Below are 21,790 nucleotides of genomic sequence, written 5' to 3'. Positions count from 1 at the left end.
TGCACCCTAGCGCGTGTCCGGTGGGGCCTCGGTGGGCGCGGAGTCGCCGTGCGGCACCGGATCGCGCACCATGCGCACCTCGATCGCGGAGGTGAGCGGCTCCGCCTGTCGCGCACCGTCGAGCGCGAAACCATGTCTGCGGTAGAAGGCCTGCGCGCGTGGGTTCTGCTCGAACACCCAGAGCGAGCACGGCGTCGCCGGATCGAGCGCGACGCGGATCAGATCGTCCGCGACGCCGGTGCCGTACCACCCGGAGCGTACGTAGAGCGCGTGGAGTTCGAGCGGGGTCACGGCCTGCGCGTCACGGGGCGGACCCGCGCTGGCGAATCCGATGACGGCGTCATCGACGACCGCGACATGCGTGTGGTCGGGATACCGGACCCGGTTGCGCTCCCACTGCTCGGCCCGGCGCTCGACGTCGAACGCGTCCAGCACGTGGGCGGGCACCAGGTCTCGATGGGCCTCGCGCCAGCACGCGATGTGGCACTCGGCGAGACTGTGCGTGTGCTCGGCGGTCAAGGGCAGGATGCGCCACGGAGGCTTGGTCATGGCGCGCGCTACGCAACCGCGGTCATGACTACGCCCCGGACCACCCGATGAGGGTGCCAGGGCGTGTGTCGGTAGTACTGGTCAGCCGGGCGGATCAGCCGCGGACGACCTTGCCGGCCTTCAGGCAGGAGGTGCACACGTTCATGCGGCGGGTGTTGCCCGGCGCGACCTGGGCGCGAACGGTCTGGATGTTCGGGTTCCAGCGACGGTTGGTGCGCCGGTGCGAGTGCGAGACCGACTTCCCGAAGCCGGGGCCCTTGGCGCAGACGTCGCAGACGGCAGCCATAGTCGCGAACTCCTTCATGTCATGGTGGGGACCGCCGCATTCGTACTGCGGCATGTCCGGAAACAATGTCGTGATGTGCCTTGCCGACGGTGTCGGCCAGCGCGGACCGGCGACGGCCGCGCGAGGCAACCCTGCAAGGGTAGCTGTGCGAGTCTCGATCCACCAAACCGGTCCCGGGAAACGAAAGCCGGAATGTCAGCTGAGCATCCGCCAGTGTAGTGGCCCGGTATCTCGCGCTCACTGTCGGTCTCGCCCGCTAACCTGGCGGACGGTGATGGTGCCCAGGTGGCGGACGGGAGAGAGGTGGCGGTGCCCGGAGTGCGGGACGTGATGGACGGCACGGCATTGCTGCGCTGGGGCCGAGCCTGCCTCGAGGGTCTGGAGCATCGGCGCGAAGAGATCAACGCACTCAATGTCTTCCCCATCCCGGATGCCGACACCGGGACCAACCTGCTGGCCACCATGCGCGCCGCGGTCGGGGCCGCCGAAGTGGCCTTGTTCGCCGAAAGCGCCGAAACCGGTGCGGCGTCGGCCCATACCGTCGCAGCGGCCATGGCACACGGTGCGACGGTCGGTGCCCGCGGCAACTCCGGCATCATCCTCTCCCAGGTGTTGCGCGGCATCGCCGACGCCGTACGCGGCGGGTCCCTGACGGCGGACACCCTGCGTGCCGCGCTCGCCCGAGCCTCGGCGCTGGTGCGCGCGGGATTGAGTGTGCCGATCGAGGGCACCATCCTCACCGTGTTGGACTACGCATCCGCGTGCGCCGCGGCCTGTTCGGATGTATCGATCGCGGGCGTGGCGCTGGCGGCCGCCGACGGCGCTGCGAAAGCGCTCGGGGACACTCCTTCCCAGCTCAACGTGCTGCGCGACGCCGGGGTGGTCGATGCAGGCGCTCGCGGGCTGGTCGTGCTGCTGGACAGCTTGGTCTCGGTAACTCTCGGCGAGGTGCCCGCGCGACCGGAGTATGCCCGGCGCCGGGCGGTCGCGGTTCCACCGGCGTCGGAGATCGCGGCCGAGTCCGGTGCCGAGCAGCGGTATGAGGTGATGTATCTGCTCGCCGACACCGACGAGTCGAGGGTCGCGACGCTGCGGGTGCGCCTGGGTGAGCTCGGCGATTCGGTGGTGGTCGTCGGCGACTGCGACCGCTTCTGGTCCGCCCATGTGCACTGCGCCGACGCGGGTGCCGCGGTGGAGGCGGGGATCGCGGCGGGCACGCTCAGCCGAATCCGTATCGAGGGCTTCGCGTTCTCCGAATACCTCGACCACGGGCCGGAGCGCAGCGAGGTTCCGCGGCAGGACCGTGCCTGCCCAGCCGACGCCGCGCAGATCGACGCCGCAAGGTCCACCATCGCCGCGGCATCCGATTCCCCACGGGCCGTACCTGGTTCCGCCGATGTGGTGGCGTGCAACCCGGCCGCGCACGATGTCGCGACCACGGCGACCCCGGAGGTGCCGGCCGACCGGAGGGTTCTCGCGGTCGCATCGGGAGAAGGCGCCGCGACGCTGTTCGAAGACGCGGGGGCTGTGGTGCTCGGCGGCGACGAGCCGGTCACCGCGCGAGCGCTGCTCGCCGCGATCCGGCGGATGCCGAACCGGGAGGTCCTGGTACTGCCGAACGGCGCGCTGCCCGCGCACGAGCTGGTCGCGGTCGGCGTCGCGGCGCGCGACGCCCACCGGGACGTGCTTCTGCTGCCGAGCGCGTCCATGGTCCAGGGGCTCGCCGCGTTGGCCGTGCACGACCGCGGCCGGATCGCGGTCGACGACGCCTTCGCCATGTCGGAGGCCGCCGCCACCACGCGCTGGGGATCGCTGCGCGCCGCCACGCAGCGCGCGCTCACCATGGTCGGCACCTGCGCACTGGGCGACGGGCTGGGTCTGGTCGGCCACGACGTGGTGGTGATCGATCGCGATGTGCGCACGGCCGGCCGGACGTTGCTCGATCGGATGCTCGCCTTCGGCGGCGAGCTGGTCACCCTGCTGATGGGGGCGACGGTGCCGGACGGGCTCGGCGACGAACTTGCCGCGCACATCGCACAGGGCTTTCCCGGTGTCGAGGTCATCGTGTATCCGGGTGGGCAGCGCGGCGACCTGGTGCAGATCGGAGTGGAGTAGGGCATGGCAACACTGAGCGATCGGCTCGACCACATCCTCGGCGTGAAGGCGGCAGCCTCGCTGGTGGATGCCTTCGACATGCATACCGTCGAGGACCTGCTGCGGCACTACCCGGTGCGCTACGCGACGCAAGGGCAGCCACTCACCGAGGAAGCCCCCGAGGACGGTTCGCACATCACCGTCATCGGGCGGATCACGAAAGCTGAACTGCGTCCGATGCGCAACCGCCGCGGTTCACTGCTGAAGGTGGTCCTCGACACCGGTTCGGGGCGCGGCGTCGACGTCACGTTCTTCAACGGCGACAAGGTGAAATACGTTGTCCGCGAGGGTCTGCGGGCGATGATGTCGGGCACCGTGAACTATTGGCGGCCCGGTCAGTGGAACCTCAGCCATCCCGGCTACCTGATCCTGCCCGAGGCCGACGACGATGAATCGGTCGGCGCGCTGACGAAGGTGCGCGGCGGCGGCGACCTGCGTGGGCTCGCCCAGAGCGCGAAAGGTGCCGGCGGGGTGGATACTTCGTTCATGGAACGGGAGTTCATCCCGGTCTACCCGGCGACCGCGAAGGTGCAGAGCTGGGACGTGCTCGCCTGCGTCCGCCAAGTGCTCGACCAGCTCGACCCGATCGAGGACCCGCTGCCGGAGCCGGTCAGAGCCGAACGCGCGCTGCTGCAGGTATCCGACGCGCTGCGCTTGATCCATCTGCCCGACCACAAGTCCGACATCGATCAGGCCAGGGAGCGGCTGCGTTTCGATGAGGCGCTGGCATTGCAACTGGTGCTGGCCGAGCGGCGGCACGAGGTGTCCGGCCGGATGGCGCCGGCGTGCACGCCGCACGCCGACGGCATCGCCGCCGCATTCGACCGGCAGCTGCCGTTCGAGCTCACCGCCGGACAGCAGCAGGTGGTCGGCGAGATCTCGGCCGATCTGGCCCGCACGCAGCCGATGCACCGGCTGCTGCAAGGCGAGGTCGGCTCCGGCAAGACGATCGTCGCCCTGCACGCCATGCTGCAGGTGGTCGACGCGGGGTCGCAGTGCGCACTGCTCGCGCCGACGGAAGTGCTTGCCGCACAGCACTACCGGTCGTTGCGCGGCATGCTCGGCGAGCTGGGCGCCGCGGGCGAACTCGGCGCGGCCGAGCACGCGACCCGCATCGTGCTGGTCACCGGGTCGATGTCGGCCGCGGCCAAGAAAGCCGCCCTGTTGGAGGCGGTGACCGGCGAGGCGGGCATCGTGATCGGCACGCACGCGCTGATCCAGGACAACGTCGAATTCTTCGATCTCGGCATGGTGGTGGTCGACGAGCAGCACCGCTTCGGCGTGGAGCAGCGAGACGCGTTGCGCGCCAAAGCGAAGGCGGGTAGCAGCCCGCATCTGCTCGTGATGACCGCGACGCCGATCCCGCGCACCATCGCGATGACCACACTCGGTGATCTGGAGACCTCCACCCTGACCGAATTGCCGAGGGGACGTTCGCCGATCACCTCGAAGGTCGTGCCGCGCAGGCAACATCCGAACTGGGTGGACCGCGCCTGGGAGCGGATCGTGGAGGAGGTCGGCGCCGGTCGCCAGGCCTATGTGGTGTGCTCGCGGATCGGCGACGACGAGGAGGGCTCCGGCAAGTCCCGCAACGGGCGATCGAAGTCCAGCGACATCGAGAAGGAAGGCCCGACCACCCAGGCGGTGCTCGACGTGTTCGAGATGCTGCGCAGCGGCCCGCTTTCCGGCGTTCGGGTCGGTCTGTTGCACGGCAGGCTGCCCGCTGACGAAAAAGATCAGGTGATGCGCGCGTTCAACGAGGGATCGGTGGATGTGCTTGTCTGCACCACGGTGGTCGAGGTCGGCGTCGATGTGCCGAATGCGACGGTGATGGTGATTGTCGACGCGGACCGGTTCGGCGTCAGCCAGCTGCACCAGCTGCGCGGCCGCATCGGTCGGGGCGAGCACCCGGGCCTGTGCTTGCTGGTCACCGACGCGGCGCCCGGCGGTTCGGCGATGGCACGGTTGGATGCTGTAGCCGCCACGACTGATGGTTTCGAACTCTCGGTGCTCGACCTGCGGACCCGCCGCGAGGGCGACGTGCTGGGTGCCGCGCAGTCCGGCACTGCCCGGTCGCTGCGCCTGCTGTCGCTGCTCGATGACCTCGAGGTCATCACCGCCGCACAGGAATTCGCTCGCAAGGTGGTGGAATCCGATCCCGGTTTACAGCGACACCCCGGCCTGGCGGGCATGATGCACGCCGCCGTCGACTCCGAACGCCTGGAGTTCCTGGCCAAATCCTGAAGGTCGGGGTCGGCCGCGGCGCCGTGCCGCGTCCGGTGCGGTACTCCGAGTCCGCGCGGAGCCGTTCGAGGGCCCGCGGGCGGATGTGGTTGGGCGCATACGATTCCCGGCCCGACGTCAGGGACCGACTCAGACGGCAACGGTTTCGTCGCCGGTCCGGCCGTCGACCAAAATCTATCAAACGCTATTCAATGACCCGTTGGATAGCGGTACATTACCCAGGTGGACGAAACAGTAGCGGAACCCGTCGGTGCATCGTCACCTGTTCGAGGGTCGGCTGGGTTTACCGCTCCGGCCGAGCCAGCGGCCGTTTCGACTGGACGAACGGCGTGGACGATCGAGCGAAACGGGCTCGAATGGATTGCCGACCATGAGCGGCGAGGCAAGCCACGTGTGTTGTTCTGGCCGTGGGCCGCTCCGAATATCAATGTGATCATTGTGGCGTTCGGTATGTATGTGGCAGCGCTCGGTCTGGGCTGGCTGTCGGCGACGCTTGCGGCAGCGGTCGGTGCTGTGTTGTCGTTTCTCCTCGTCGGTCTGGCATCCTTGGCGGGGCAGCAGGGTGGGGCTCCGACCATGGTCGCCAGCCGCGCGGCGTTCGGATTTCACGGCAACAAAATTCCCGCTCTGCTGAGCTACCTGGCGCTGGTCGGCTGGGAGACCGTGGGAGCGGTCTTATCCACTCTCGCTGCCAAGACCGTGGCGCTGCGCCTGAATCCTGATGTGAACACGACACCAGTCATGGTTGTCGCCTTCGCGACAGTGATCGTTGCCTCGACGGTGGTGGGGATCTATGGCTTGCATGTGATCTTGCGAGTCCAGAAATGGCTCACTCTGGCGTTCGCCGCCCTCACCGGGGTGTATCTGGTGTTGACTCTGCCCCGGATCTCGTTCACGGCGACCGGTCACTTCAGTTGGGGCGCTTTCGCCGGCGGTGTGGCATTCACCGCGACAGTGTTCGGTCTGGGGTGGGTCAACTGCGCCGCCGACTATTCCCGATACCTACCGCGGGCGGCGACCCGGCGCGGGGTGGTCGGCTGGACCACGTTCGGCGGCAGTGCACCACCTGTCATTCTGTTGATGTTCGGGATTCTTCTGGCCGCCGGTGACCCAGCGGTCGCGAACGCGGCAACCACCGATCCGGTCGGTGCGCTTGCCGCACACCTGCCGACGTGGTTCCTCGTTCCCTACGTCTCCTTCGCCGTGCTCTCGTTCGTGTCCGCCTCGATCATGGACCTCTACTCATCGGGGCTGGTGTTGCTGACGATGGGTGCGCGGCTTCCTCGTCAGGCCGCGGTGCTTATCGATGCCGGCCTGGTGACGCTTGCCGGTGGATACGTTGTCTTCGCCGCACCGAGCTTTTTTGCCCCGTTCCAGGCATTCCTGACGGTTATCGGTGTGCCGATGGCCGCATGGACCGGGATTTTCCTGATCGATCTGTGGCAGCGCCGCCGAAACGGCTACGACCGGGCCGCCCTTTACAGCCCGGTCGGCGCCTACGGTCGGATCAACTGGTCCGGGGTGGGGAGTCTGACCGTGGCTACCGCTGTTGGGCTCGGCTTGGTCACCTCTGAGGATCCGCATATCGGTCGCCTGTTGGGCTACCTGTTCACCCCCGCCGCCCGCGACGGCAGCCTCGGCACCAGCAATGTGGGCGTCTTCGTAGCGCTCGGGCTTGCCGCACTCACATACGCGGCTTCGCACCGGGCGGGCCCTCGACCGCAGGAGGCCGAGGATATTCCGTCAGCTGTCGCGCAGGAAAACGAGCCGACCGCCGAGGTTCGGGCTGGGGTGGATTCCGCACGATGAATCAGGACCGACATCGGGCATGGGCGTTTGCTGCGCCGCTGGGTAAACATCGTTGCAATCGCGCCCGCTGTAAGGCGGCAGATATCGGTTCACAACATCCGGAGAACCAATGGTGAACTCGTTTTCGTTGAAGCCGGACGACCAGACCCTGCACGGCTTCTTCTCCTGCGAACTGCCTCCGGTGCTCACTGTCGAACCCGGCGATTCCGTGCGGCTGCAAACGCTCGATGCCTGGTGGTCAAGTGGCCCATATGTCAATGGCGCAGTGAGCGAACGGCCTCGGGTACCGCAGTATCGCGACGGTTATGGCCACGCTCTCATCGGTCCGATCGCGGTTCGGGGCGCGCGGCCGGGAATGGTTCTCAGCGTACGCGTGAATGCGGTTGTTCCCGGTTCATGGGGCACGTCGGCAGAGCCCCTGAGCGGGCTCAACGCCCGATATGGCATTGCCGATCCCGGCGTTGTGCATGCCTGGCAACTGGACACGGTAGCGATGACAGGACGCAACCAACACGGACACACGGTTCGGTTACGCCCGTTTCTCGGCGTGATGGGCATGCCGCCGGCCGAGCCGGGCCTGCATCCCACCTTTCCGCCTCGGTGGCACGGCGGGAACCTCGACTGCAAGGAACTCGTAGCAGGAAGCACGCTCTATTTGCCCGTCTCAGTAGACGGAGCCCTCTTCTCGGTGGGAGACGGTCACGCGGCACAGGGCGACGGAGAGATCAGCGGTACCGCGATCGAGTGCCCAATGGAGCAGGTGGACCTGACTTTGGATCTACGGGACGACTGGACACTCGACAGCCCTGTGGCGCGGACGCCTGCGGGCTGGGTGACTATGGGCCTGGGAGACGACCTCGACGAAGCGACATTCCGAGCGCTCGATTCCATGTTTGCGCTGCTCGGCAGGTTGCACAATGTCTCTCGACCCGACGCGATCCTGCTGGCGAGCGTCGCCGTCGACGTTCGGGTGACCCAGATCGTGAACGGCGTGGTCGGCGTGCACGCAGTTCTTCCGTGGGGGGCGATTCGCTGATCATTCAGCCTCGTTCCACGACGGGATCGGTACCCGTTGGCCGGGTATGCGTTCGCGCGGCTGCAGTTCAAGGGCCGTGACACTGTATTCGTCCTGTACCTGGCCACGTTGATGGTGCCGCTGACGGTCACCGTCATCCCGCAGTTCATTCTCATGCGGACCTTCGGATGGATGGACACCCCGTGGGCGATGATCGTGCCAGGATTGTTCGGCAGCGCGTTCGGCACCTCTCTCATGCGGCAGTTCTTCCGCGCCCTGCCCAAGGATCTCGAGGAAGCAGCCGTCATCGACGGCTGCTCACCCTGGCAGATCTACTGGCGGATCCTGCTGCCCAACGCCAAGCCCGCCGTCATGGTGCTCGCGGTACTCACCTGGGTCAACGTGTGGAACGACTTCCTGTGGCCGCTGGTGATGGTCCAGCAGAAGAGCATCGGCACACTCACTCTCGGCCTGGTCTGGAGGCAAGGTCAATACGTTTCCAAGTGGCCGGTGCTGATGGCAGCGTCGCTGCTCATCCTGCTACCACTGGTCATCGTCTACGCCGTCGCCCAACGAGCATTTCTCCGTGGAATCGCCAGGACAGGACTCGGCGTACGGTAATCCATCGCGATCTCGAGAGCGGACTTCGAGACTGCACGGAACTGTTCGAGGGCTCCGTGCGGCCGGTGTGGTCGGGCAAACACGACTCCCGGCTCTGAATGCCGCCGTCGACGCCGACCGTCCGAAGTACCTGGACAAATCATGACTGGGGCTTCTCAGGGGGCGAGCGCCGTACGGCTTCGTGGTCGGTCGACAGATCGTGCGGAACCGATGCTGTGCCCCACACGGCTCGGCAGCGGGGGCCGGGGCGCTCTCGTTCCCGGCCGCACCTGCCCGTGATCGCCTAGTCGGCAAGAGTTTCCGATGCCGATCCAGCTGACCGGTCGTTTTCCCCTCGCGCGTTCACCGTGCGCAACCCGAGGATCGCGGCGACCACTCCGATGACTCCGCCGACGAACAACGCCCGCCCGAACCCGGCGTTCATCGCCTCGAGTGGCGCATGCCCCGCCGCCAGCTGAGCGTTGGTGTGCGAGGTCGCGACGGCGGTGAGCACCGCCAGCCCCAGCGCGCCGCCGAGCTGCTGCCCGGTGTTCAGCAGCGCGGCGGCCAGACCGGCCTGATCGGTGGGCACGCCCGCGTTCGCCGCCGTGGTGTTCGCGACGAACACCGCGCCGGCTCCGACCGACATCACCAGCATCCCGGGCAGCAGATCAGTGAGGTAGGACCCGTCGGTCGACATCCGTGACAGCAGAAGCACACCGAGCCCGCACAGCAGCGAACCGACCACGGTGAACACTCGGGTGCCGGTTCTGGCGAAAAACTTTGTCGCCACTCCGGCGGCGGCGCCGATGGTGAGGCTCACGGGAAGATAGGCGACGCCCGCCTCGAATTCCCGATAGCCCAGCACCGTCTGCATGTACAGCGTGACGAAGAAGAACATAGACATCATGCCCGCGGCGATGACCAGATGTGTCAGATTGGCGGCGGCCAGCCCGCGGATGCCGAAGATCGACAGCGGGACCAGTGGGTCAGCGGTGACGCGCTCGTTCACCACGAACCCGACCAGCAACGCGGCGGCGATCGCGAGCCCACCGAGTGTGCGCGCGTCGTCCCACCCGTATTCGGGCGCCTTCACCAAGCCGTAGACAAGCGTCATCAGTCCCGACGTCGCCAGGACCGTGCCGAGCACATCGAAGCCGCGTCGGACTTCGTTGCGCTGATCGTTCGGAATCAGCAGTGGAACAGCCGCGAGCACGAGCAGGCAGACCGGGGTGTTGACGTAGAACACCCAGCGCCAGCCCGGTCCCTCAGTGATCACACCACCGAGGAATACGCCCGTCGCCGACGCGAGACCGGCGGTGCCGCCCCAGATCCCGACCGCAGTGTGCCGATCGGAGCCCTCCCGAAAGCTGGTGGTCAGGATTGACAATGCGGCGGGCAGCATCAGCGCCGCCCCGACACCCTGCGCGAGCCGGGCGCCGATCAGCAGCCCGCTGTTGTCGGCCAGCCCGCCGAACGCGGACGACAGGCCGATGACGACCGTCCCGGCAATCAAGATTCTGCGCCGCCCGAGCAGGTCCGCCAGCCTCCCGCCGAGCAGTAGAAGCCCGCCGTAAGTCAGTAGGTACCCGCTGGTGACCCATTGCAGCGTCGGCACCGGCATACCGAACTCGCGCTGGATGGTCGGCAGTGCGACGTTGACGATGGAGCCGTCGACGAAGTCGAGGAAGGCGACCGTGCACAGCAGCGCCAGCGTGAGCTTGCCGCGGCGGGTCGCCAGGAATGATGGTGTTTCGGTGCGTGCAGTCACTCCGATGTCCTCTCTCGGTCCGGACGCGTTGTCATCCGTTGCGAACCGAGAGCCCTAGTTGCGGGGCGAACGTGACATCGCGGCGCAGTGCTGAGAGATAGATCACAATTCGGCCACCGGCGTCACGTATTGCGGTTCCGTCTCGCTCCTGTTTGTGAGACCGAGGGAGGGCCGATGACCGAGACCGTCGACGAGCACGCGACGCGGGTGTTCGCCGACCACCGGGAGCTGCTGTTCTCGGTGGTCTACAACATGCTCGGCAGCGTGGCCGACACCGAGGATGTGCTCCAGGAGACCTGGCTGTCCTGGGTCGCGCGCCACCGGAGCGACACCGACGAGATCGAACACTCCAGGGCATATCTGGTGCGCATCGCAGTGAACCAGGCCCTCGCCCGGCGCGCGGTGATCAACCGCAGGCGCGAAACCTACGTCGGCACATGGCTGCCCGAGCCGCTGGTCACCGACCCGCCGATCGGGCACGGCGGCGAGGATGCCGCGGCGCCCGCGCTGCGCGCCGAGTCGGTGTCCATGGCCATGCTCGTCGTGCTGGAGACGCTCACCCCGCTCGAGCGTGCGGTGTTCGTGTTGCACGAGGTCTTCGGCTATCCGCACACCGACATCGCCGAGATCCTCGGCCGCAGCGCCACCGCGACCCGCCAGCTCGCGCACCGGGCCAGGGGGCATGTGCACGCTCGGCGGCCGCGCTGCCAGGTCGACCCTCGTGTGCAGCGGCAGTTGACCGAGGAGTTCCTCACCGCCCAGACGGACGGCGATCTGGCGGGGTTGCTGGCGCTGCTCGCGCCGGACGTGACGTTCTGGTCCGACGGCGGCGGCAAGCAGCGCGCGGCGCTGCGGCCGGTCCAGGGCCGAGACAAGGTCGCGCGCCTGATCACGAGCCAGGTGGTGCTGAGCCACGTGCCCGACGTCGGTGTCGGCTACCGGTTCGTCAACGGCGACCCGGCCGCGCTGATCCTCTCGGCGGGCGCGCCGTTCGCCGTCCTCGTGCTCGATATCGATCCGTCGACCGAGCGGATCAAGGGAATCTATGCGGTCGCCAATCCGGACAAACTCACCAGGATTGATATCGATCAGCGGCCCACACGCGGATAGGGCAGGTCGGTGCTGGTGTTCTCGGTGACCGCGAGCGGGCTGCCGATGTGCGGGAAGGCGCGCTGTGCGCAGGCGGGGCGTTCGCAGACCTTGCAGCCCGCGCCGATCGGCACCGCCGCGGCCGGGTCGTCCAGCAGCAGTCCCGCCGAATAGACCAGGCGCTCGGCGAATTCGATGTCGCAGCCGATGCCGATCGCGAAGTTCTTCGTCGCGGTGCCGAACCCGTGAGGCGCAGTCGTGGCGGTGCGGGCGATCCACAGATAGCGCCGTCCGTCGGGCATCTCGGCCACCTGGGTGAGGATGCGGCCGGGGTGCGCGAACGCCTCGTGCACCACCCACAGCGGGCAGCTGCCGCCCACGCGGGAGAAGTGGAACGCGGTGGCGGACTGACGCTTCGAGATGTTCCCAGCGCGGTCGGTGCGGACGAAGAAGAACGGGACGCCACGCTGCCCTTGCCGCTGCAGGGTGCTGAGGCGATGGCAGATGGTCTCGCAGCCGACCTCGAAACGCAGTCCGAGCAGGTCGATGTCGTAGTGCAGTTCCTCGGCCGACCGGAGGAACCGCCCGTAAGGCAGCACGAGCGCGCCGGCGAAGTAGTTCGCCAGCCCGATGCGGGCCAGAGTGCGGGATTCGCCGTTGAGCGAGGGGGTTTCGGCGAGTACCCCGTCCAGCTCGGCCCCATACAACAGGAAGGCGAGGGTGGTGGCGATCTGGAAGGCGCGCTGGCCGGGACGCAACCGCCTGGCCAGGGTCAGCGTGCGGGTCTCCGGGTCGTAGTGCCGCTTCGGGATGGTCCGGTCCGCGCCGTCGCCGCGGACGAGGACCGTGACTCCGGCGCGCTCCTCGGCGATCCGGGCGAGCTGGCGGTCGAGCGAGCCGATGGTGAGACCGGAGTTCTCGAAAAGCTGCTCGGCGGCGATGTCGAGCTGCGGAATGTGGTTGTGGTGATCGTAGAAGAAGTCGCGTACGTCCTCGTAGGGCATGGGCACACCCGGTGCGCCCGCAGGCGCGGACACCCGTGCCGAGAGCAGATCGAGTTGGTCGGTGGCGGCGCGTAGCCGCCGGTGCATCGCCACCACGATCCTGGCGACCTCTGGCTGCCGGGTCGCCAGTTCCTCCACCTCGGTCAGTGGCGACGTGTGTCCGCTCGCGGCTTCCACCAACACGTCGTGCAGGTCGGACACCAGGCGCGCGTCCGAATCGGCGGCGAAGAACTGGACGTCGAGGTCGAAGGTGGAGTTGAGTTTCAGCAGCACGGGGATAGTGAGCGGCCGTTGGTCGCGCTCGAGCTGATTGAGGTAGCTGGGCGATAGATCCAGCGATTTCGCCAGGGCCGCCTGGGTCATCCTCCGTTCTTCGCGCAACCGCCGAAGCCGGGCGCCCGCATACATCTTGCGCACGTGCACGATGGTAGCTGCGATGATTCGCAATCATCGCAAAATGCGGGGTTATTTCCCGCAAAAATACGCCTTTGCAAGGCATTTTTTGATCGATCCGAGCTGTGTAGTGTGCGAAGAGATGCGGTTTCACATTGCTCAGCAGTGGCGGGTGCATGAAGACACACATCGTGCGGGTCCGGGCCGCCGCCGAGGAGTTTCCATGCTCGGAACATCTCGCCGCGAAGATTGCCGAGTTCCGCGCTCTCGCCGCTGGGGTACTCGACAAGGCGAGCGGGAGCGCTTCCTCGACGCGACCCAGCGGACGTCGGAACTGGTTGCCGGAGAACTGGATCTGTTGAACTTCACCGTGTCCGACGACGTGCTCCGTCAGGCGCCGCGGACGCCCCAGGGTCTGCCTCCCGGTGCCGTGATGAGGGCGGAACTGGCATTGCCCGAATCCGGACTGACCACGCCGAGTGACGTCGCCGCGCGCGGGCAAGCAGATCGCGAGGGTCACCGACCTTCCCGTGCTGATCCACGCCGACGCCGGCTTCGAGGGCCGATGAACGCAGCGCGCACCGTGACCCTGCTGGAGGACGCGGGTCCGGCGGGCTGCTACCTCGGTGAACAGCCTGGCCGCCAATGGGTTGAACGCCCGGGTAGTGGCTGGATGCGGCCAGAGGTCATGCCCGCCAGGAAGGCCGATCGCTTCTGCGCCGCACTCGTCCCGGCCGCAAGCAAGCCCGCCACCACGCGCCGTCCTACCCTGATGAAATGACCGACGACCAGCCCTTGCGCTACCGATTGATCACCGGCGTCGACGACGCGCGATTCTGCGAACGGGTCAGCGCCCTGCTCGGGCAGGGTTACCGGCTGCACGGCTCCCCCGCGGTTGCCTTCGACGGCACGTACGTGATCGCGGCCCAGGCCCTGATCCTGGACGGCGAGTAGCGCGGTCATCAGAAAATCCGTTGCGTGATGAACGCACCGACACCCTGCGCGGCGCGGGACGTGTCACGCCGCTGCCGGTCATGGGATTTTTCGAGGTCACCGATGGCGCGATCAGCACCTGGCGCGACTACTTCGACATGGCCGCCATCAACCGCGCCTTCGGCGGATAAGGCAGATCAGTCGAACAGCTCGTTTCGGAGTCGGCTGTCGCGGCTCCACGCGTCCCCGACTCGAGGAGAATCAGCTGGGCCCCACCGACATTCGATGCATCGCAATAGTCGGGTGAAAGGAGTGGGAACCGAATCGGGGGTGTGCGCGTCGAAGTAGGTGAGTGGGGAAAGAGAAGTCTTTGATGACCTGCGAGGAGGGGTGCGCATGGAGCGCTGTTCCGGATGCCATACGGCGTGGCGGAGGGGGATGCGGGCGAGGGCGCGGGTCCTGCCGGTGACGCGGTGGGAGGAGCCGTGCGAGCGGTATACCTCGCGGCGGCGGCAGAGCCCGAAGCCGGAGCCGGAAATCGAGTGAAGTCTCGGCGGATTCGGCCCGGTCCGCAATGTCGGGCGGTGCGGGTGTTCGCGGCCGATCAGTCGACGGCGTTGGTACGCGGCTCGACTCGAGGTGGTGCCGCGGTGTGTTCGTGTCGGTGATCCGCAGTGCCGTGGCGGCAGACACGTCCATCACCAGGCCGCGGGGAGTACCGGCGCCCCTCCGAAATCCGAAGGGGCGCCGATCATCGGTCAGCCGGACTCAGCGCACGGCAGCCGCGGCGGCGACCATGTTGCGCAGTGCGGCCTCCACTTCGGCGGGCCCTCGGGTCTTCAACCCGCAGTCCGGATTCACCCAGAGTCGTTCGCTGGGAACCGCTTTCAGCGCGGCGCGCAGCGATGTGGTTATCTCCTCCACGCTGGGCACCCGCGGTGAGTGGATGTCGTACACACCCGGCCCGACGCCGAGGTCGAAGCCCGCGGCGTTGAGGTCGTCGAGCACCTCCATGCGTGAGCGCGCCGCCTCGATCGACGTGACATCGGCGTCCAGTCCGGCGATCGCATCGATTACCTCGCCGAACTCCGAATAGCACAGATGGGTGTGGATCTGCGTGGCGTCCGACACCCCAGAGGTCGCGAGCCGGAACGATTGCACCGACCACTCCAGGTACGCGGGTTGATCAGCCGTGCGCAGCGGAAGCAGTTCGCGCAGCGCCGGTTCGTCGACCTGGACGATCCGGATGCCTGCCGTCTGCAGATCCACCGTCTCGTCCCGGATCGCCAGCGCCACCTGCCGCGCAGAATCACCCAGTGGCTGGTCGTCGCGCACGAACGACCACGCGAGGATGGTCACCGGACCGGTCAGCATGCCCTTGACCGGCTTGTCGGTGAGCGACTGCGCGTAGCCGATCCACTCGACGGTCATCGGCTCCCGCCGCGTCACGTCGCCGAACAGGATCGGCGGGCGCACGCAGCGGGTGCCGTAGGACTGCACCCAGCCCTGTTCGGTGGCCGCGAACCCGTCGAGTTGCTCGGCGAAGTACTGCACCATGTCATTGCGCTCCGGTTCACCGTGCACCAGCACGTCCAGTCCCAGCTTCTCCTGCAGCGCAACGACATCCGCGATCTCGGCGCGCATCCGGCGCACGTACTCGGCCTGGTCGATCTCGCCCTCGCGCAGCGCGGCCCGCGCCAACCGGATCGCGGAAGTCTGCGGGTACGAACCGATCGTCGTGGTCGGCAGCGCGGGCAGCCGCAAGCGTTCTCGCTGCAGCTCGCGCCGCTGCTCGGCGGGCGCGCGCCGGACGGCGTCCGGTCCGAGCGCGGCCAGCCTGGCCCGCACCCGCGGATCGTTCAGCCGGGGATCCGACCGTCGAGATTCGAGCGCCGAACGAGTTGTCGCCAATTCGGTGCCGATCGCCTCGGCGCCCTCGCTCAGCCCGGTCGCGAGCAGACGCACCTCGGCCACCTTCTCCGCGCCGAAGGCGAGCCAGGACCGCAGCCGATCGTCCAGCCGCGTCTCCGTGGCCAGCGTGTACGGCACGTGCAGCAGCGAGCACGAACTCGAAACCGCCACGTGCGCGGCGGATCCCAGCAAAGTCCCGAGGGTCGCCAGGCCGTGGTCGAGATCGGTGCGCCATACATTCCGACCGTCCACGATGCCCGCCACCACCAGCTTGCGGGCCAGAGCCGGCACCGCTGCCACCTCCGAAACCTCGGTGCCGGAGGTGAAGTCGATGGCGACACCCTCGATTTCGGTGCCGGCCAGTACGGCGAGCGCGGCATCCGGGTATCCGAAATAGGTCGCGACGAGGATCGCGGGACGGTCGATCGCGGCGGACAGCTCCTCGTAGGTGACGCGCACCAGATCGATCTCGTCCGCGGTGAGGTCGGTAACAAGCGCCGGCTCATCGATCTGCACCCACTCCGCTCCCGCGGCGACCAGCCGCCGCAGCAGCTCGCGATACAGCGGAACCAGCTCGCTCAGCCGACCCAGCGGCGCACTGCCCGTCGCTTTCGCCAACCTCGAGAAGGTGACCGGGCCGATCACCACCGGTCGCGCGGGGACGCCCAGCGCGACCGCCTCCCGCAGTTCCTCCAGCAGTTTCTCCGGGTGCAGCGAGAACTGGGTTTCCGGGCCGATTTCCGGCACCAAGTAGTGGTAGTTGGTGTCGAACCACTTGGTCATCTCCAGTGGCTCGACCGTGTCGGTGCCGCGCGCGGCGGCGAAGTAGCGGTCCAGGGGATCGGCGATCCCGGTGACCCGCGGTGGCAGCGCGCCGAGCAGGACAGCCGTATCGAGCATCTGGTCGTAGTAGGAGAAGGTGCCGATCGGGATCGAGTCGAGGCCTGCGGCCTGCAATTCGGTGAGCTGGGCCTGCCGGAGGTCGCGCGCGACGGCGTGCAACTCTTCGGCCTCGATCCGGCCCGCCCAGTATGCTTCGGTCGCCCGCTTGAGCTCGCGCCGCGGTCCCATCCGAGGTAGCCCGAGAACCGTTGCGGTGAACGGCTTCTGATGTGAAACAGTCACGATGTTTCTCCATTGCTGAGGTCGAAAAGCCATCGCCATACGGGTAGCCGGAGAACCAGTGACATGCCGGAGATGTTCCCGGCTGAGGGAGCCCGACACGTCCGCGCTGGTGGTCCGCACGCCCAAATCCACGAGGCGGTGGCCGCCGGGTACGGCGTACCCGGCACGGCTGGCAGGTCTTCGGACTCGCGGGCACCGGCCGGGCGGGCCCGGCCGGTGCCGGGTCTCGCCTGATGGCCGACCTACTGGCCGTCGCTTCCCAAGTCGCGGAGCCTTCCGGCTCGGTGAACTCAGTGCGTGGTGACGGCGGTCGTTCCTGCATACCGCTGCGGGACAGTCCCGGATTCCCACCGGGTTCCCTCTCGCCCCTCGTGGCGTCTCCGCACGAGTGGGCTCGACCCATTGCGCGACGTCGGGGCTCCATCTCGTCGTGCGCCGGTGAACCAGCTGCACTCCCAGCATAGGACGCGCGGCGTCGCGGCTGCCCGACCGGCTCGGAAACCAGCGCAAACCCTTGCCGATTGAAACTCCGGCGTTCCACTTTTGGGTGCGGTATAGAGGTTGGCCTCGGCTGCTCAGGGTGGCATTCGTTCGAGATGGACGTGGATGGTAGGAGAGTCGTGATGCCCGAACGTTCGCTCGCAATATCGAAGCGCGCCACGCCGCGGGCGAGGTGCTGGTTGGTTCTCTGGCGGTCAACCCGGTGCTGATCTGCGCCGCGGAGCCGGAAGAGTTTCGGTCGCTTGTTGCGGGAGTCGGTAAATGATCGGTTTGGGGCTGGAGATGTATCGCCCCGATGAACGCAACTTCGCAACGATGCCAGCCGTCGTTGTGAAGAGTCCCGCGAAGGGGACTTCCGTGTCGGTGCGCTAGGCGGTGCCGGGTACCTTAAGCCAATGTTCTCGAAAGTCTTGGTTGCAAACCGTGGCGAGATCGCCATCCGGGCCTTCCGTGCGGCTTACGAACTCGGCATCGGGACGGTGGCCGTGTTTCCTTACGAGGACCGTAATTCGGTGCACCGGCTGAAGGCGGCGGAGTCGTATCAGATCGGTGAGGCAGGCCATCCGGTGCGGGCCTACCTTTCCATCGACGCGATCATCGAGGCGGCCAAGTCGGCGGGTGCGGATGCGGTCTATCCAGGGTATGGCTTCCTTTCGGAGAACCCGGACCTGGCGGCAGCCTGCGCCCGCGAAGGCATCACCTTCATCGGTCCCTCCGCCGAGGTGCTCGAACTCGCGGGCAACAAGGCGCGCGCGATCGAAGCCGCCAAGGCGGCGGGTCTGCCGGTGTTGCGCTCCAGCGCACCGTCGGCGGATGTGGACGAGCTGGTCGCCGCGTCTCGGCAGCTGGAGTACCCGATTTTCGTCAAGGCCGTCGCGGGCGGCGGTGGTCGCGGAATGCGGCGGGTCGCCGACGCCGCGCACCTACGCGAATCGATCGAGGCGGCCTCGCGTGAGGCGGAGTCGGCGTTCGGCGATCCCACCGTGTTCCTGGAGCAGGCGGTGGTGAACCCGCGCCACATCGAGGTGCAGATCCTGGCCGACCAGCACGGCAACGTGATGCACCTGTTCGAGCGGGACTGTTCGGTGCAGCGCCGCCACCAGAAGGTGATCGAGCTCGCGCCCGCCCCGAACCTGGATCCCGCACTGCGGATGCGTATCTGTGCCGACGCGGTGGCTTTCGCGCGACAGATCGGCTACAGCTGCGCGGGCACCGTCGAGTTCCTGCTCGATGAGCGCGGCAATCACGTGTTCATCGAGATGAACCCGCGAATCCAGGTCGAGCACACGGTCACCGAGGAGATCACCGACGTCGACCTGGTGCAGTCGCAACTGAGGATCGCCGCAGGCGAGACACTGGAGCAGCTGGGCCTGAGCCAGGACTCGGTCACGGTCCGCGGCGCCGCGCTGCAGTGCCGGATCACCACCGAGGACCCGGCCAACGGATTCCGCCCCGACACCGGGCGCATCACCGCCTACCGCACGCCGGGTGGCGCGGGCATCCGGCTCGACGGCGGTGCGAACCTGGGCGCGGAGATCGGCGCCTACTTCGACTCGATGCTGGTCAAGCTCACCTGCCGCGGCCGCGACTTCGGCGCGGCGGTGGCGCGGGCGCGTCGCGCGCTGGCCGAGTTCCGCATCCGCGGCGTGGCCACCAACATCCCGTTCCTGCTCGCGGTACTCGACGATCCGGACTTCAAGGGTGGCCGGGTCACCACCTCGTTCATCGATGAGCGTCCGCAGCTGCTCACCCTGCGCGGCTCCGCCGACCGCGGCACCAAGATCCTCACCTACCTGGCCGACATCACCGTCAACAAGCCGCACGGTGATCGGCCGACTACGGTGTACCCGCACGACAAGCTGCCACCGATCGATCTGAGCGTGCCGCCGCCCGACGGTTCCCGGCAGCGGCTGCTGCGGCTCGGGCCCGACGGCTTCGCGCAGGCACTGCGTGAGCAGAAGGCGGTCGGCGTCACCGACACCACCTTCCGCGACGCGCACCAGTCGCTGCTGGCCACCCGGGTCCGCACCAACGGCCTGCTCGGCGTGGCCGGTCACGTCGCGCGGCTGACGCCGGAGCTGCTGTCCATCGAGGCATGGGGCGGCGCGACCTACGACGTGGCGCTGCGGTTCCTCTACGAGGACCCGTGGGAGCGGCTGGCCGCGCTGCGCGAGGCGGTACCGAATATCTGCCTGCAGATGCTGCTGCGCGGGCGCAACACCGTCGGTTACACGCCGTACCCGCAGCAGGTGACCCGCGCGTTCGTTCAGGAAGCCACCGGTACCGGTATTGATATCTTTCGTATCTTCGACGCCCTCAACAACGTCGACCAGATGCGCCCGGCGATCGACGCGGTCCGCGAAACCGGGACGGCTGTCGCCGAAGTCGCGATGAGCTACACCGGTGACTTGGCGAATCCGAACGAGACCCTCTACACGCTCGACTACTACCTCAAACTTGCCGAACAGATCGCCGATGCGGGCGCGCATGTGCTGGCCATCAAGGACATGGCAGGCCTGTTGCGCGCCCCGGCCGCCGCCACACTGGTCACCGCGCTGCGCAGCAATTTCGATCTGCCGGTGCACGTGCACACCCACGACACCCCCGGTGGTCAGCTGGCCACCTACCTGGCTGCGTGGCAAGCCGGCGCCGACGCGGTGGACGGCGCCAGCGCCGCGATGGCCGGAACTACCAGCCAACCCGCGCTGTCCGCGATCGTGGCGGCCGCAGCGCACAGCGAGTACGACACCGGCCTGAACCTGCAGAACGTCTGCGATCTGGAGCCGTACTGGGAAGCGCTGCGAAAGGTGTACGCGCCCTTCGAATCCGGGCTGCCCGCGCCCACCGGCCGGGTGTATACCCATGAGATCCCGGGCGGGCAGCTGTCGAACCTGCGTCAGCAGGCCATCGCGCTCGGCCTCGGTGACCGGTTCGAGGAGGTGGAGGCGAAATACGCCGCGGCGGACCGGCTTCTCGGCCGGTTGGTGAAGGTCACACCGTCCTCGAAGGTCGTCGGCGACTTGGCGCTGGCGCTGGTCGGCACCGGTGTCGACATCGAGGACTTCGCCGCCGACCCGGGCCGCTACGACATCCCCGATTCCGTCATCGGTTTCCTGCGTGGCGAACTCGGCACACCCGCGGGCGGCTGGCCCGAGCCGTTCCGCAGCAAGGCCCTGGCCGGGCGCGGACCCGCGAAACCGGAGACCGCGCTGACTCCCGAGGACGAGGCGGGGCTCGCCGGTACGTCCGAGGAACGGCGCGGGACGCTGAACCGGCTGCTCTTCCCGGGGCCCACGGCCGAATTCCTCGGACACCGGGAGAAGTACGGCGACACCTCCGGGCTGTCGGCCAACCAGTTCCTCTACGGTTTGCGCCGCGGCGAGGAACACCGGGTGCAGTTGGAAAAGGGCGTCACCCTGCTCATCGGCTTGGAGGCCATCTCGGAGCCGGACGAGCGCGGCATGCGCACCGTCATGTGCATCCTGAACGGGCAGCTGCGTCCGGTCGCCGTGCGGGACCGGTCCATCGCCAGCGACATCCCGGCCGCGGAGAAGGCCGACAAGGGCAATGCGGGCCACATCGCCGCCCCCTTCGCCGGAGTCGTGACCCTCGCTGTCTCCGAAGGTGATCCGGTCGCCGCAGGCGACACCATCGGCACCATCGAAGCCATGAAAATGGAAGCAGCCATCACCGCGCCCCGCTCGGGTGTCGTCGGTCGCGTCGCGATCGGTCCCGTACAGCAGGTCGAGGGCGGTGACCTACTCATCGAGCTGGCTGTACGCGAGTCCTCCGCCGAATGACGCGGATCGTCGCCGGGTCGGCGGGCGGGCGGCGCCTTCGGGTACCGGCGTCGGGCACCCGTCCGACTTCCGACCGGGTGCGGGAGGCGCTGTTCAGCGCATTGGACGCCCGGCTGGATTTCGCGGGTGCGCGTGTGCTCGACCTGTACGCGGGCTCCGGCGCGCTCGGATTGGAGGCGCTCTCGCGTGGCGCAGAGCACGCGCTGCTCGTCGAATCCGACCGCAAGGCGGCCGCTGTCGTGCGCGGTAATATCGCCGACCTCGGTCTGCCCGGTGCGCAGCTGCGGGTCGCGGCGGTGGCGAGCACGCTGGAACTGGGCGGGGCGGGCGCCTTCGACCTGGTCTTCTCCGATCCGCCCTACGCGGTGGAGAACGCGGCGGTGCTGGCCGACTTGCAAGCGCTGGTCGAGCGCGGTTGGCTGCGTCCCGGCGCTCTGGTCGTGCTGGAGCGGTCGGCGCGTTCACCCGAAATCGACTGGCCCGCAGGCTTCATTCCGGCCAAGTCTCGCCGGTACGGCGAGACCCGCATCGATCTCGCGGAGTTCGAGTCGGCTGCCGGACGGGGTCCGGCCACCGCTGCCGCACCGCCGCGGTCCTGCTAGCGTC

General features: G+C 67.8%; 14 protein-coding genes, 2 pseudogenes and 1 riboswitch. Of the genes and pseudogenes, 11 read left to right on the top strand and 5 right to left on the bottom strand.

What is annotated here, in order from left to right:
- Positions 1 to 6: 6 nt before the first annotated feature.
- Both AB4Z47_RS00155 and rpmB read right to left on the bottom strand, forming a co-directional pair.
- Entirely contained in the window at positions 7 to 549 is a 543-nt protein-coding gene (locus tag AB4Z47_RS00155) for a GNAT family N-acetyltransferase (RefSeq protein ID WP_441947072.1), read from the bottom strand.
- Positions 550 to 643: 94 nt separating this feature from the next.
- On the bottom strand, positions 644 to 835 hold the full coding sequence (gene rpmB, locus AB4Z47_RS00150) for a 50S ribosomal protein L28 (RefSeq protein ID WP_011210730.1): 192 nt from the start codon (positions 833 to 835) through the stop codon (positions 644 to 646).
- A gap of 330 nt (positions 836 to 1,165) precedes the next feature.
- Between rpmB and AB4Z47_RS00145 the strand changes: the two genes are divergently transcribed.
- The 5 genes and pseudogenes from AB4Z47_RS00145 to AB4Z47_RS00125 form a co-directional block, all read left to right on the top strand.
- Positions 1,166 to 2,950: a DAK2 domain-containing protein gene (locus AB4Z47_RS00145; protein ID WP_441947319.1), complete on the top strand. Its 1,785-nt coding sequence runs from the start codon at positions 1,166 to 1,168 to the stop codon at positions 2,948 to 2,950.
- Between the two features lie 3 nt (positions 2,951 to 2,953).
- A complete protein-coding gene (recG, locus tag AB4Z47_RS00140) occupies positions 2,954 to 5,233 on the top strand; it encodes an ATP-dependent DNA helicase RecG (protein WP_441947071.1) in 2,280 nt (759 codons plus the stop codon).
- A gap of 222 nt (positions 5,234 to 5,455) precedes the next feature.
- Complete coding sequence (locus tag AB4Z47_RS00135; RefSeq protein WP_441947070.1) at positions 5,456 to 7,042, top strand: purine-cytosine permease family protein; 1,587 nt, start codon at positions 5,456 to 5,458, stop codon at positions 7,040 to 7,042.
- 109 nt (positions 7,043 to 7,151) lie between these two features.
- Complete coding sequence (locus AB4Z47_RS00130) at positions 7,152 to 8,078, top strand: acetamidase/formamidase family protein (protein WP_441947069.1); 927 nt, start codon at positions 7,152 to 7,154, stop codon at positions 8,076 to 8,078.
- Between the two features lie 36 nt (positions 8,079 to 8,114).
- Positions 8,115 to 8,678 (top strand): annotated as a pseudogene (locus AB4Z47_RS00125) (carbohydrate ABC transporter permease); the annotation flags it as partial.
- Positions 8,679 to 8,961: 283 nt separating this feature from the next.
- Here the strand turns inward: AB4Z47_RS00125 and AB4Z47_RS00120 are convergent.
- Positions 8,962 to 10,428: an MFS transporter gene (locus tag AB4Z47_RS00120; protein ID WP_441947068.1), complete on the bottom strand. Its 1,467-nt coding sequence runs from the start codon at positions 10,426 to 10,428 to the stop codon at positions 8,962 to 8,964.
- 174 nt (positions 10,429 to 10,602) lie between these two features.
- Here AB4Z47_RS00120 and sigJ point away from each other — a divergent pair, with 174 nt between their 5' ends.
- Positions 10,603 to 11,538 (top strand): RNA polymerase sigma factor SigJ, encoded by a 936-nt coding sequence (gene sigJ, locus AB4Z47_RS00115; RefSeq protein ID WP_441947067.1) that lies wholly within the window; start codon positions 10,603 to 10,605, stop codon positions 11,536 to 11,538.
- Here sigJ and AB4Z47_RS00110 read toward each other — a convergent pair.
- Complete coding sequence (locus AB4Z47_RS00110; RefSeq protein WP_441947066.1) at positions 11,517 to 12,938, bottom strand: short-chain fatty acyl-CoA regulator family protein; 1,422 nt, start codon at positions 12,936 to 12,938, stop codon at positions 11,517 to 11,519. The genes sigJ and AB4Z47_RS00110 overlap by 22 nt on opposite strands.
- 400 nt (positions 12,939 to 13,338) lie before the next feature.
- On the opposite strand from AB4Z47_RS00110, the pseudogene AB4Z47_RS00105 reads away from it, so the two are divergent.
- From AB4Z47_RS00105 to AB4Z47_RS00095, 3 genes and pseudogenes are all read left to right on the top strand, one after another.
- Positions 13,339 to 13,548 (top strand): annotated as a pseudogene (locus tag AB4Z47_RS00105) (methylisocitrate lyase); the annotation flags it as partial.
- A gap of 143 nt (positions 13,549 to 13,691) precedes the next feature.
- Positions 13,692 to 13,868 (top strand): DUF1737 domain-containing protein, encoded by a 177-nt coding sequence (locus AB4Z47_RS00100; RefSeq protein WP_441947065.1) that lies wholly within the window; start codon positions 13,692 to 13,694, stop codon positions 13,866 to 13,868.
- A gap of 20 nt (positions 13,869 to 13,888) precedes the next feature.
- A complete protein-coding gene (locus tag AB4Z47_RS00095) occupies positions 13,889 to 14,038 on the top strand; it encodes a limonene-1,2-epoxide hydrolase family protein (protein WP_441947063.1) in 150 nt (49 codons plus the stop codon).
- A gap of 577 nt (positions 14,039 to 14,615) precedes the next feature.
- Here the strand turns inward: AB4Z47_RS00095 and metE are convergent.
- Positions 14,616 to 16,916 (bottom strand): 5-methyltetrahydropteroyltriglutamate--homocysteine S-methyltransferase, encoded by a 2,301-nt coding sequence (gene metE / locus AB4Z47_RS00090; protein ID WP_441947062.1) that lies wholly within the window; start codon positions 16,914 to 16,916, stop codon positions 14,616 to 14,618.
- 141 nt (positions 16,917 to 17,057) lie between these two features.
- Positions 17,058 to 17,244, bottom strand: a riboswitch (cobalamin riboswitch).
- 535 nt (positions 17,245 to 17,779) lie between these two features.
- Here metE and AB4Z47_RS00085 point away from each other — a divergent pair.
- On the top strand, positions 17,780 to 21,184 hold the full coding sequence (locus tag AB4Z47_RS00085; protein WP_441947061.1) for a pyruvate carboxylase: 3,405 nt from the start codon (positions 17,780 to 17,782) through the stop codon (positions 21,182 to 21,184).
- Positions 21,181 to 21,786: a 16S rRNA (guanine(966)-N(2))-methyltransferase RsmD gene (rsmD, locus tag AB4Z47_RS00080; protein WP_441947060.1), complete on the top strand. Its 606-nt coding sequence runs from the start codon at positions 21,181 to 21,183 to the stop codon at positions 21,784 to 21,786. The genes AB4Z47_RS00085 and rsmD overlap by 4 nt, the downstream gene beginning before the upstream one ends.
- The last annotated feature ends 4 nt before the right edge of the window (positions 21,787 to 21,790 follow it).

Source organism: Nocardia sp. 2TAF39, from assembly GCF_052114905.1.
Classification (GTDB): Bacteria; Actinomycetota; Actinomycetes; order Mycobacteriales; family Mycobacteriaceae; genus Nocardia.
This window is presented reverse-complemented; position numbering and strand designations above follow the sequence as displayed.

What these genes read in the sequence shown, in the direction of transcription:
- rsmD (WP_441947060.1), top strand. Translation starts at nt 21,181, where the DNA reads ATGACGCGGATCGTCGCCGGGTCGGCGGGCGGGCGGCGCCTTCGGGTA.
- AB4Z47_RS00145 (WP_441947319.1), top strand. Translation starts at nt 1,166, where the DNA reads ATGGACGGCACGGCATTGCTGCGCTGGGGCCGAGCCTGCCTCGAGGGT.
- AB4Z47_RS00100 (WP_441947065.1), top strand. Translation starts at nt 13,692, where the DNA reads ATGACCGACGACCAGCCCTTGCGCTACCGATTGATCACCGGCGTCGAC.
- rpmB (WP_011210730.1), bottom strand. Translation starts at nt 835, where the DNA reads ATGGCTGCCGTCTGCGACGTCTGCGCCAAGGGCCCCGGCTTCGGGAAG.
- metE (WP_441947062.1), bottom strand. Translation starts at nt 16,916, where the DNA reads ATGGCTTTTCGACCTCAGCAATGGAGAAACATCGTGACTGTTTCACAT.
- AB4Z47_RS00155 (WP_441947072.1), bottom strand. Translation starts at nt 549, where the DNA reads ATGACCAAGCCTCCGTGGCGCATCCTGCCCTTGACCGCCGAGCACACG.
- AB4Z47_RS00085 (WP_441947061.1), top strand. Translation starts at nt 17,780, where the DNA reads ATGTTCTCGAAAGTCTTGGTTGCAAACCGTGGCGAGATCGCCATCCGG.
- sigJ (WP_441947067.1), top strand. Translation starts at nt 10,603, where the DNA reads ATGACCGAGACCGTCGACGAGCACGCGACGCGGGTGTTCGCCGACCAC.
- AB4Z47_RS00130 (WP_441947069.1), top strand. Translation starts at nt 7,152, where the DNA reads ATGGTGAACTCGTTTTCGTTGAAGCCGGACGACCAGACCCTGCACGGC.
- recG (WP_441947071.1), top strand. Translation starts at nt 2,954, where the DNA reads ATGGCAACACTGAGCGATCGGCTCGACCACATCCTCGGCGTGAAGGCG.